Below are 11,954 nucleotides of genomic sequence, written 5' to 3' on the forward strand. Positions count from 1 at the left end.
CTGCTGAACTGATCAAGGAAAAGTCAGCAGGTAACAACGGGGCCGCTGCCAACATCAAAGCGCAGGACATGACAGCTAGAAGACTCTTGTTTTTTAAAAGCATGATTGCTTCCGTAGGGGTTGATATCGCGTAACGTAAGACGCGATATCACCCTTTCGGTTCAAAAGACCGCGACGGACGGCTCACAGGCCGAACCTACGCTCGAACGTCAATCAAACACATTATCGAGAATCTCGTAGATGAGCCCGGAAGCCAGCGCGACCAGGATCAAATCCGTGCCGACTTGCTGCCACTCGTACCCGTCATAATGAGGCAATCTGCCGATCAACCGGCCATCGAGCTTCTTGGCAATGCCTGGCGGAAGCGGCTTGCCGCGAGCAAGATTCTTTTGGATGCCCGGTGGCAATGCAGGACCTGGGCTCCAGTAATCGCGGTAGCCATCAACAATGCCAACGATATTTGAGCGATTGATGCTCGGGCCGTTGCCCCAGTCACCGCCCCCGGAATTTTTTCCTTTGTTGCCATGGCTGCCCTGGTTGCCGTGGTCCTGGGCATTTTGTGGGTGGTTCTTGCCGTTCCCTTGACCTTTCCCGTTACCGGGATCTGCCAGGGCAGTCACAGAGCCGAAAACCAGCACCACGCTTGTCACCGCTGCAATCAACGATCGAGACCTGATCATGAGTCGTTCCTTCGTGACGGGAGTAGTCCCTGAAATTTAGACGATGTGGCAGGCAATAGTTTCCATTGATGCGGCATTGCGAACGCGACCGACAACAAAGGGCTGCCCGGTCAGAAGTTCGCCGGCGTATTCGCACTGATGATTTCCGCCTCATCCGCCCCGATATTCCTGAACCGGTGCGGCAGGGTTGTCGGGAAGTAATAGCCATCCCCGGCATTCAGTACGCTGATCTGGCCATCAACGGTGAGCTCGACCGTACCGCGCGTCACCAGCCCGCACTCTTCGCCTTCGGAATGCACGATCGGCTCTTCACCGGAGCTGGCGCCCGGTGCGTACTGCTCGCGCAGCAAACGCATCTGCCGGCTCGGTACGGAAGCGCCGATCAACAGCAGGCGCAGACCGTGGCGACCCAGGTCGGGTTGTTCGTTGGCGCGGAAGACGTATTGGTGTTCCCGGGGTGGCTGGTCGAAGGTGAAGAAGTCGGCCAAGGACATGGGGATGCCTTCGAGCAGCTTTTTCAGGGAGCTGACGGAAGGACTGACTCGATTCTGTTCGATCAGGGAAATGGTGGCATTGGTGACGCCGCTACGCCGGGCCAGCTCGCGCTGGGACAGTTTGTAGCTTTCGCGTACTAATTTGAGTCGTGAGCCCGTGTCCATGACAGCCTTATGTGCTTGGTACTTAAGGGTAATGGGGGTGGATGGCCGGCGCGAATCACGCCGTTTTCCGGTCCCGGAAACGTGAAAGGCGGCTATTAAATCACGTTTGCTGGTGTTGCTGTAGGAGCAAAGCTTGCTCGCGATAGCGGTCTGTCAGACGGTTCAAATGCCGTCTGAACGGGTGCTATCGCGGGCAAGCCTTGCTCCTACAATTTGAACTGGCACACCGCAATCGTCAGCACGCCGGCTCCTACCGGGGGCGGAAGCGATGTTTTTGATGTAAAAAACCGGCGGCACCTGATTGGGGCACCACCGGTGAGGTAACACTTAGATGCCTAACCGATCACGCAGCGAGTAGTACACCGCGCCAAGGGCCGTCAGCGGTGCCGAGAAGGTTCGCCCACCGATCATTGGCATGTGCGGCAGCGAGGCAAACGCGTCGAAACGCTCGGCGTCGCCGCGGATCATTTCCGAAATCAGCTTGCCGGCCAGGTGCGAACAGGTGACGCCGTGGCCGCTGTAGCCCTGCATGTAGTAGGCGTTTTTTTCGATACGGCCGAATTGCGGCATGCGCGACATGGTCAGCAGGAAGTTGCCGGTCCAGCGATAGTCGATCTTCACGTCCTTCAGTTGCGGGAAGGTCTTGAGGATTTTCGGGCGGATCAGTTGCTCGATGTCGTCCGGTTCACGGGCGCCGTAGACCACACCGCCGCCGTACAGCAAGCGGTTGTCGGCGGTCAGGCGGTAGTAATCGAGCAGGTAGTTGCAGTCTTCGACGCAGTAGTTGTTCTTGATCAGGCTACGCGCTTGCTGCGCCGACAACGGCTCGGTAACGACGATCTGCGAGCCGCACGGCATGCTCTTGCTGGTCACTCGGTTGTCGAGGCCTTGCGGCAGGTAGGCGTTACCGGCGATCAACAGGTACTTGGCCTTCACCACGCCTTTGGCCGTGCGCACAGTGATCGGTTCGCCGTAAGTGATTTCCACCGCCGCCGATTGTTCGTAAATCTTGCCACCCAGGCCGATGATTGCCGAAGCCTCGCCAAGGGCCAGGTTGAGCGGATGGATGTGGCCACCCTGCATATCCAGCAAGCCACCGACGTAAGCGTCGGAACCGACTTCGCGCTTGATATCGGCTTCGCCGAGCAGTGTCAGGTTTTTGTTGCCGTAGCGTTCCCAGCTCTTCTTCTGCTCGGCCAGACCTTTGAGTTGCTTTTTGTTCATCGCCGCGAAAATGCCGCCGGGGCGGTAGTCGCACTGGATGTCGTAGTGCTGTATGCGCTGACGTATGATGTCGGCGCCTTCGAAAATCATGCTGCCGAGCACTTCGGCAGTCTTGTCGCCATAGCGCTCTTCGATGACATCGACGTCGCGACTGTAGGAGTTGACCAGTTGCCCACCGTTGCGCCCGCTGGCGCCGAAGCCGACTTTCGCCGCTTCAAGCACGGTGACGCTGTAGCCCGCTTCGGCCAAAAACAGCGCCGAAGACAGCCCGGTGTAGCCTGCGCCGATCACGCAGACATCGCAGTCCACCGCGCCTTCGAGCACCGGGAAATCACCGGTGAAGTTGCGAGTGGCGGCGTAGTAGCTGTTTACATGCTGTTGGGTTGAAGAGTTCTGTTTCATACGTTTCTCCGAAGGTCGCCGACAATGTGCCGACGACCGCCGCTTATAAAGGTCTTAGAGCTTGATCCAGGTCGCTTTGAGTTCGGTGTACTTGTCGAACGCATGCAGCGATTTGTCCCGACCGTTCCCCGACTGCTTGAACCCGCCAAACGGCGCGGTCATGTCGCCGCCGTCGTACTGGTTGACCCAGACGCTGCCGGCGCGCAGGCCACGGGCGAAGGTGTGCGCCTTGCTCAGGTTGGCGGTCCAGACACCGGCGGCCAGGCCGTAGATGCTGTCGTTGGCAATCGCCAGGGCTTCTTGCGTTGTGTCGAAGGTGATCACCGACAATACCGGGCCGAAGATTTCTTCCCGGGCAATGGTCATGGCATTGGTCACGCCGTCGAAAATCGTCGGCTCCACGTATTGGCCACCGGTGTCTTCGAGGGTGCGGCTGCCACCGGCGATCAGCTGAGCGCCCTGCTCTTTGCCGATGGCGATGTAGCGCAGCACGTTGTCCAGTTGACGCTGGTCGACCACCGCGCCGACGGTGGTTGCAGGATCGAGCGCGTGTCCGGGTTTCCAGCCTTGCAGGGCTTCCACCAGCAGCGGAATGAACTGATCCCGGATCGAGCGTTCCACCAGCAAGCGCGAGCCAGCCGTGCAGACTTCGCCCTGGTTGAAGGCAATGGCACCAGCGGCAGCCTGTGCTGCAGCGCGCAAGTCCGGTGCGTCGGCGAACACCACGTTGGCGCTCTTGCCACCGGCTTCGGCCCAGACGCGTTTCATGTTGCTTTGTCCGGCGTAGATCATCAGCTGCTTGGCAATCGCCGTGGAGCCGGTGAAGGCCAGTACATCAACGTCCATGTGCAACGCCAGCGCCTTGCCGACGGTGTGGCCGAAGCCTGGCAAAACGTTGAATACGCCTTTGGGAATGCCCGCATCCAGTGCCAGTTGCGCGATGCGGATCGCCGTCAGTGGCGACTTCTCCGAAGGCTTGAGGATGAACGAGTTGCCCATCGCCAGGGCCGGGGCGAATTTCCAGCTGGCCATGATCAGCGGGAAGTTCCACGGCACGATGGCCGCCACTACGCCGGCCGCTTCGCGCGTCACCAGGCCCAGCTGATCGTGTGGTGTGGCGGCGACTTCGTCGTAGAGTTTGTCGATGGCCTCGGCGGTCCAGCGAATCGCGTTGGCGGCGGCCGGAATGTCGATGCTCATGGAGTCGCTGATCGGCTTGCCCATGTCGAGGGTTTCGAGCAACGCCAGTTCTTCCTGGTTGGCCAGGATCAGGTCGGCAAAACGAATCAGGATGCGCTTGCGCTCAGCCGGGGCGAGGTTGGCCCAGACGCCGGATTCGAACGTGCGGCGTGCCACGGCGACGGCGGCGTTGGCATCGGCTTCATCGGTGCTGGCGACGTTCGCCAGGAAACGGCCGTCCACCGGGCTTAAGCATTCGAACGTGGCGCCACTGGCAGCCGCGCAGTATTGGCCGTCGATGAAGGCACGGCTCTCGATGGTGAGGGACTGGAAGCGTTGCTCCCAATCGCTGCGAGTAATTGTCATTGTTGTGACTCGACGCAGGGGAATAGATGGTCGTGTTAACAGACGGAGCGAGTGGTAAGTAGCCTGTGGCGAGGGAGCTTGCTCGCGCTGGACTGCGCAGCAGTCCCATCTTTTGGGGCCGCTACGCGGCCCTGCGGGAGCAAGCTCCCTCGCCACGGGTTGGGTGTCGGCGCTGTTACACGGTATGCAAGTACCAGTTGTACTCAAGGTCGGAAATGGAGTTCTCGAACTCGGCCAGCTCGCTCTCCTTGCACGCCACGAACACGTCGATGTACATCGGGTCGATGTACTTGGCCATGACTTCGCTGTCGTCCAGTTCGCGCAGTGCATCGCGCAGGTTGTTCGGCAGGCTCTGTTCGTTCTGCTCGTAGCTGTTGCCTTCAACCGGAGCGCCCGGTTCGATCTGGTTGGTCAGGCCGTGATGCACGCCCGCCAATACCGACGCCATCAGCAGGTACGGGTTGGCATCGGCGCCAGCCACTCGGTGTTCGATGCGCACGGCGTCCGGCGAACCGGTTGGCACCCGCACGGCAACGGTACGGTTGTCGATCCCCCAGCTCGGCGAGTTCGGCACATAGAACTGTGCGCCGAAGCGGCGGTACGAGTTGACGTTCGGACAGAGGAACGCCATCTGCGCCGGCAGGGTCTCGAGCACACCGCCGATCGCGTGACGCAGTGCGGCGTTCTGCTCGGGATCCTCGCTGGCAAAGATGTTGTTGCCTTCTTTGTCGAGAATCGAAATGTGCACGTGCAGACCGTTGCCCGCCTGGCCCGGATACGGCTTGGCCATGAAGGTGGTGTCCATCTCGTGGTCGTAGGCGATGTTCTTCACCAGACGCTTGAGCAGGACGGCGTAGTCGCAGGCCTTGATCGGGTCAGCCACGTGGTGCAGGTTGACTTCGAATTGCGCCGGGGCGCTTTCCTTGACGATGGCGTCTGCCGGGATGCCCTGCTCTTTCGCGCCTTCGAGGATGTCTTGCAGGCAGTCGACGTATTCGTCGAGATCGTCGATCAAATACACCTGGGTCGAAATCGGACGTTTGCCGGACACCGGTGAACGTGGCGACTGCGGTCGACCGTTCACGTTGTCCTGGTCGATCAAGTAGAACTCCAGTTCGAACGCGGCGCAGATGGTCAGCCCCAGGTCGTCGAACTTGCGCACGACATTGGCCAGCACTTCACGCGGGTCGGCGAAGAACGGCTCGCCTTCGATTTCATGCATGGTCATCAGCAGTTGCGCGGTCGGGCGCTTCTGCCATGGCTCGATGCTCAGGGTGCCTGGGATCGGGTAGCAGATACGGTCGGCGTCGCCGATGTCCAGACCCAGGCCGGTGCTTTCCACCGTGGAGCCATTGATGTCCAGAGCAAACAGGGAAGCCGGCAGATTGATGCCTTTCTCGTAAACCTTATGAAGACTGGTGCGTTCGATGCGCTTGCCGCGCACCACACCGTTCATATCCGCAATCAGAAGGTCGACGTACAAAACCTCAGGATATTTCTTAAGGAATGCGTTTGCTTCGTTGAGTTGAACGGTACGCAGAGGGACCGACATGATGCACCTATTTTTTTACTGTTAATTATTATGTTCACCGCCCTTTCACGCAGCCAGTCAATCCGAAAGGCAAAGTGAAGTCAATAGCGAACACCGCGCCTTTCGACCTTTATTTTCGGGCCTCCAAGCGGCACGAGAGTGCCAAACCAGCCTCGAAACACCTGTAAATCCTGAAGATCGGACGCGCGGCGTTTAGAATTTTTTACATGGGAGTTGTTAATTAAAATCAACAAGGCTAAGCTCCGGAAAAGCTCGTTCAAGTGTCAAACTTCGAGGTGATAAAAATGGCATTCAAGCCATTGATCGGCGTTACTGCGTGCGTCAAACAGATTGGCCTGCACCCCTACCACGTCAGCGGCGACAAGTACTTGCGCGCTGTCAGCGTTGCGGCGCTGGGGCTGCCCGTCGTTATTCCTTCCTTAGGCGACCTGACCGAAATCGAGGATCTGCTACCGCAGCTTGACGGTCTGTTGCTGACCGGCTCGCCCTCGAATGTGGAACCCTTCCACTATCAAGGCCCCGCCAGCGCCCCCGGCACGGATCATGATCCGGCGCGGGATGCCACCACCCTCCCCCTGATCCGTGCGGCCATCGCTGCCGGCGTTCCGGTGCTCGGCATCTGCCGGGGTTTCCAGGAGATGAATGTGGCGTTCGGCGGCGGCCTGCATCAGAAGGTCCATGAACTCCCTGGCTTCCTCGATCATCGCGAAGCCAATCACCCGGACCTGGCCGTGCAATACGCACCGGCACATGAGGTGAATGTGCAACCGGGCGGTGTGTTCGAAGCGCTGGATCTGCCGACGGTGTTCCAGGTCAATTCGATTCACAGCCAAGGCATTGACCGACTGGCCCCCGGCCTGCGCGCCGAAGCCGTCGCGCCGGATGGCTTGATCGAGGCGGTCTCGGTCGAGCACAGCAAAACCTTCGCCCTCGGTGTGCAATGGCATCCGGAGTGGCAGGTGCTGGATAACCCTCCCTACCTGAGAATTTTCCAGGCGTTTGGTGACGCGTGCCGACAACGGGCAGCGTTGCGTAATTTGCGCTGACTCAAACCCCGAATATTCAATTTACTGCCCCGTGAAGATCACAGGCGAGCCTTGGCGCGCCTGCCCTTCACGACAACTACACACTGCAATAACAACAAGCACGACCAGGCAGCCAGGACGGCGGCGCCGAATAAACCCGGCGGGATGGGTGATGCCAGCAATGCAAATGCAATTCCCTGTGGGAGCTGGCTTGCCAGCGATGACGGTTGGTCAGTCAACGATCATGTTGACTGCCAGGGCCTCATCGCTGGCAAGCCAGCTCCCACAAGGACCGCAAATGAATTGGCCGGCATCGCTCGCCTCGGGTTTGCAATCAACTATTAAGTCAGGCCGCGTTGGCCCGACGACTGAAACCTGTTGGGAGTTTCACATGGCAAACGCCTCCAGCATCTACAGGAAGGCTCTTGAAGGTCACCAGGCACCGAAAAAGGTTCTGGTGAAAGTCGACCGCGTCACCAAGAAATTCGACGAAACCACCGCTGTGGACGATGTGTCCCTGGAAATCCATCAGGGCGAAATCTTCGCCCTGCTCGGTGGTTCCGGTTCCGGTAAATCGACGCTGCTGCGCATGCTCGCCGGCTTCGAGCGCCCGACCGAAGGCCGGATTCTGCTAGACGGTGTCGACATCACCGACATGCCGCCGTACGAACGGCCGATCAACATGATGTTCCAGTCCTACGCCCTGTTCCCGCACATGACGGTGGCGCAGAACATCGCCTTCGGCCTCAAGCAGGACCGTTTGCCCGCCGCCGAAATCGACGCCCGCGTGGAAGAAATGTTGCGTCTGGTGCACATGACCCAATACGCCAAGCGCAAACCGCACCAGTTGTCCGGTGGTCAGCGTCAGCGCGTGGCGCTGGCCCGTTCCCTGGCCAAGCGGCCGAAGCTGTTGTTGCTCGACGAACCCATGGGCGCGCTGGATAAAAAGCTGCGCTCGCAGATGCAACTGGAGCTGGTGGAGATCATCGAGCGCGTTGGCGTGACCTGCGTGATGGTGACCCACGACCAGGAAGAGGCCATGACCATGGCCCAGCGCATTGCAATCATGCACCTGGGCTGGATCGCCCAGATCGGCAGCCCGGTGGACATTTACGAAGCGCCGGTCAGCCGCATGGTCTGCGAATTCATCGGCAACGTGAATGCCTTCGACGGCACCGTGGTGGAAGACCTCGAAGGTCACGCCATCATTCACAGCCCGGACCTGGAACAGAAGATCTACGTCGGCCACGGCGTCAGCACGTCGGTGCAGGACAAGTCGATCACCTACGCGATCCGTCCGGAAAAACTGCTGGTCAGCACCACCAAACCCGACACGCGCTACAACTGGTCCAGCGGCAAGGTGCATGACATCGCCTACCTCGGCGGCCACTCGGTGTTCTACGTCGAGCTGCCCGGCGGCAAGGTTGTCCAGTCGTTCATGGCCAACGCCGAACGCCGGGGCGCGCGTCCGACCTGGGACGATCAGGTCTACGTGTGGTGGGAAGACGACAGCGGCGTGGTACTGCGCGCATGAGAACCTTCAATCAGCAATTCCTGCGCCTGGTGCCCAGTGGGCGAAAACTGGTGATCGGCATTCCATTCGTATGGCTGTGCCTGTTCTTCATGTTGCCGTTCTTCCTGGTAATGAAGATCAGCTTCTCGGAAGCCGCGCTGGCCATTCCGCCCTACTCGGAGATCTACACCTACGCCGAGCAGAAATTCAACCTGCTGCTCAATATCGGCAACTACACGTTGCTGGGTGAAGACGAGTTGTACCTCTCGGCATACCTCGGTTCGTTGAAGGTCGCATTCTTCAGCACACTGGCGTGCCTGGTCATCGGTTTCCCGATGGCCTACGCCATTACCAAGGCGAGCAAGGAAGCGCAAAACGTCCTGATGCTGCTGATCATGATGCCGACCTGGACGGCGATCCTGATCCGCGTCTACGCGTGGATGGGCATTCTCAGCAACAACGGTTTGCTCAACGGCTTCCTGATGTGGACAGGCCTGACCTCACACCCGATCGAGATCCTCAACACCAACATCGCGGTGTATATCGGCGTCGTTTACGCTTACTTGCCGTTCATGATCCTGCCGCTCTACGCCAACCTGGTGAAGCACGATCAGAGCTTGCTGGAAGCCGCGTCGGACCTGGGTTCGAGCACCTTCAACAGCTTCTGGAAAATCACCGTGCCGCTGGCCAAGAACGGCATCATCGCCGGTTGCATGCTGGTGTTCATTCCGGTGGTGGGCGAGTTCGTGATCCCGGAACTGCTGGGTGGTCCGGAGACCCTGATGATCGGTCGCGTACTGTGGCAAGAGTTCTTCAACAACCGTGACTGGCCGGTGGCATCCGCGCTGGCGGTGGTCATGCTGTTGATCCTGATTGTGCCGATTCTGCTGTTCAACCGCAGCCAGGCCAAAGAGATGGAGGCACGGGGATGAAACGTTTCGGGTTTTCAAAATTGATGCTGGTGTTCGGCCTGTCGTTCATCTACTTGCCGATGCTGATCCTGGTGATCTACTCGTTCAACGCATCCAAACTGGTGACGGTGTGGGGCGGCTGGTCGTTCAAGTGGTACGCCGGTCTGCTCGACAACTCGCAACTGATGGGTTCGGTGGTGCGCTCGCTGGAAATCGCCTGCTACACGGCAATCGCAGCAGTCGCACTGGGGACATTGGCCGCGTTCGTGCTGACCCGTGTCACGCGCTTCAAGGGCCGTACGTTGTTCGGTGGCCTGGTCACCGCGCCGCTGGTGATGCCCGAGGTGATTACCGGCCTGTCGCTGTTGCTGCTGTTCGTGGCCATGGCGCAGTTGATCGGTTGGCCGATGGAGCGTGGCATCGTCACGATCTGGATCGCCCACACCACGTTTTGTGCCGCCTACGTGGCAGTGGTAGTCTCCGCCCGCCTTCGCGAACTGGACCTGTCCATCGAAGAAGCGGCCATGGACCTCGGCGCCAAGCCATTCAAGGTGTTTTTCCTGATCACCATTCCGATGATCGCGCCGTCACTGGCAGCGGGCGGCATGATGTCGTTCGCCTTGTCGCTGGATGACCTGGTGTTGGCGAGCTTCGTTTCCGGCCCGGGTTCGACGACCCTGCCGATGGAAGTGTTCTCGGCGGTGCGTCTGGGTGTGAAGCCTGAGATCAATGCCGTGGCCAGCCTGATTCTGTTGGCTGTTTCGATCGTGACCTTCATGGTCTGGTATTTCAGCCGACGTGCCGAAGCCAGCCGTAAACGCGCGATCCAGGAAGCGATGGACCAGACCGCCAGCGAATCCTGGCAGGCGCCCGAGAAGAAGATGTTGGGAGCGACGGCGTAAGTCGCTGGGACTTGCTCCTTGTGGCGAGGGAGCTTGCTCCCGCTTGAGTGTGCAGCACTCACACAATTTTGGGGCCGCTGCGCAGCCCAGCGGGAGCAAGCTCCCTCGCCACAGGCACTGAGTTCCCCCCCAGACAGGCACTGTATCAAGCCCCCGGGTATTGGGGCTCAATGCCACAGGTTCTGAATTCTGATTTTTGTTTTGTGTATTTGAATAAGAAAAGAAATGGAGTTGTACCGATGAAAATGTTTGGCAGGACTCTGCTGACACTGTCCTTATTGGGCGCGATCGCCTCGGGCGCCCAGGCCAATGACAAGGTTCTGCGCGTCTACAACTGGTCGGATTACATTGCCCCGGACACCGTCAAGAAGTTCGAAGACGAGACCGGCATCCGCGTGACCTACGATGTCTTCGACAGTAACGAAACCCTTGAAGCGCGCCTGCTGGCGGGCAAATCCGGCTATGACATTGTCGTGCCATCCAACAGTTTCCTGGCCAAGCAGATCAAGGCCGGCGTCTATCGGGAACTGGACAAATCGAAGCTGCCGAACTGGAAAAACCTCAATCCGGTATTGCTGAAAAACGCCTCCGCCAGCGACCCGGACAACGCTCATGCGTTCCCGTACATGTGGGGTTCGATCGGCATCGGCTTCAACCCGGCCAAGGTCAAGGAAGTGCTGGGTGCCAACGCGCCGACCAACTCCTGGGACTTGCTGTTCAAACCGGAAAACGCTGAAAAACTCAAAGCCTGCGGTATCAGTTTCCTCGATTCGCCGACCGAAATGATCCCGGCCGCCCTGCACTACCTGGGTTATCCGGTCAACGACCGCGACAAGGCGCACATCGCCGAAGCTGAAGCGCTGTTCATGAAGATTCGCCCGTCGGTGTCTTACTTCCATTCGTCGAAGTACATCTCTGACCTGGCCAACGGCAACATCTGCGTCGCCGTCGGTTACTCCGGTGACGTGTTGCAAGCCAAGGCCCGCGCCGAGGAAGCCGGCGACAAGGTGAAGATTGACTACAGCATCCCGAAAGAAGGTGCCGGCAGTTTCTACGACATGGTTGCCATCCCGCGTGATGCAGCGAACGTCGAAGAGGCCTATCAGTTCATGAACTTCCTGATGCGCCCGGACATCATCGCCGAGATCACCAACAACATCGGCTACAGCAACGCCAACGCGGCGGCAACGCCTTTGGTGGATGAGGCGATTCGCAACGACCCGGGGTCGTACCCGCCTGAAGCCGTAATGGCGACGTTGTATGCCATTCCTGACCAGCCGATTGCCGTACAGCGGATCATGACCCGCGGCTGGACCAAGGTGAAGTTGGGTAAATAACGGCGCAGAGAGTGGGCACGCCTCAAGGGACGCTCTGCATTCCAGCTCTGGCGAGGGACGCGGAGCGTCCCGGGCTACATTCCCACGCGGAGCGTGGGAACGATCAAATAACGGCGCGGAGTGAGGATCGTTCCCACGCTCTGCGTGGGCACGCCTCAAGGGACGCTCTGCGTTCCAGCTCTGGCGAGGGACGCGGAGCGTCCC

10 protein-coding genes are annotated in these 11,954 nt (G+C 59.4%); 5 read left to right on the forward strand and 5 right to left on the reverse strand.

Going from position 1 to position 11,954, the window contains the following annotated elements:
* Positions 1 to 209: 209 nt before the first annotated feature.
* The 5 genes from D8U73_RS09495 to D8U73_RS09515 all read right to left on the reverse strand — a co-directional run bounded on the left by D8U73_RS09495 (position 210) and on the right by D8U73_RS09515 (position 6,062).
* Positions 210 to 680: an anti-virulence regulator CigR family protein gene (locus D8U73_RS09495; protein WP_130904323.1), complete on the reverse strand. Its 471-nt coding sequence runs from the start codon at positions 678 to 680 to the stop codon at positions 210 to 212.
* Between the two features lie 110 nt (positions 681 to 790).
* On the reverse strand, positions 791 to 1,339 hold the full coding sequence (locus D8U73_RS09500; protein ID WP_007895886.1) for a cupin domain-containing protein: 549 nt from the start codon (positions 1,337 to 1,339) through the stop codon (positions 791 to 793).
* 327 nt (positions 1,340 to 1,666) lie between these two features.
* Positions 1,667 to 2,965, reverse strand: a complete 1,299-nt coding sequence (locus D8U73_RS09505) for an FAD-binding oxidoreductase (RefSeq protein ID WP_130904324.1) — start codon at positions 2,963 to 2,965, stop codon at positions 1,667 to 1,669.
* Between the two features lie 54 nt (positions 2,966 to 3,019).
* Complete coding sequence (locus D8U73_RS09510; protein ID WP_130904325.1) at positions 3,020 to 4,510, reverse strand: aldehyde dehydrogenase; 1,491 nt, start codon at positions 4,508 to 4,510, stop codon at positions 3,020 to 3,022.
* A gap of 175 nt (positions 4,511 to 4,685) precedes the next feature.
* Entirely contained in the window at positions 4,686 to 6,062 is a 1,377-nt protein-coding gene (locus tag D8U73_RS09515; protein WP_056853453.1) for a glutamine synthetase family protein, read from the reverse strand.
* 284 nt (positions 6,063 to 6,346) lie between these two features.
* Here D8U73_RS09515 and D8U73_RS09520 point away from each other — a divergent pair, with 284 nt between their 5' ends.
* From D8U73_RS09520 to D8U73_RS09540, 5 genes are all read left to right on the forward strand, one after another.
* A complete protein-coding gene (locus D8U73_RS09520) occupies positions 6,347 to 7,108 on the forward strand; it encodes a gamma-glutamyl-gamma-aminobutyrate hydrolase family protein (RefSeq protein WP_130904326.1) in 762 nt (253 codons plus the stop codon).
* A gap of 370 nt (positions 7,109 to 7,478) precedes the next feature.
* Positions 7,479 to 8,621: a polyamine ABC transporter ATP-binding protein gene (potA, locus tag D8U73_RS09525; protein WP_056853451.1), complete on the forward strand. Its 1,143-nt coding sequence runs from the start codon at positions 7,479 to 7,481 to the stop codon at positions 8,619 to 8,621.
* A gap of 29 nt (positions 8,622 to 8,650) precedes the next feature.
* A complete protein-coding gene (locus tag D8U73_RS09530) occupies positions 8,651 to 9,532 on the forward strand; it encodes an ABC transporter permease subunit (RefSeq protein WP_177336560.1) in 882 nt (293 codons plus the stop codon).
* Positions 9,529 to 10,413, forward strand: a complete 885-nt coding sequence (locus D8U73_RS09535) for an ABC transporter permease subunit (protein WP_056853449.1) — start codon at positions 9,529 to 9,531, stop codon at positions 10,411 to 10,413. Before D8U73_RS09530 ends, D8U73_RS09535 begins: the two co-directional genes overlap by 4 nt.
* Before the next feature lie 239 nt (positions 10,414 to 10,652).
* A complete protein-coding gene (locus D8U73_RS09540) occupies positions 10,653 to 11,750 on the forward strand; it encodes a polyamine ABC transporter substrate-binding protein (RefSeq protein WP_056853448.1) in 1,098 nt (365 codons plus the stop codon).
* Positions 11,751 to 11,954: the final 204 nt, after the last annotated feature.

Source organism: Pseudomonas sp. Sample_22, from assembly GCF_004307635.1.
GTDB lineage: Bacteria > Pseudomonadota > Gammaproteobacteria > Pseudomonadales > Pseudomonadaceae > Aquipseudomonas.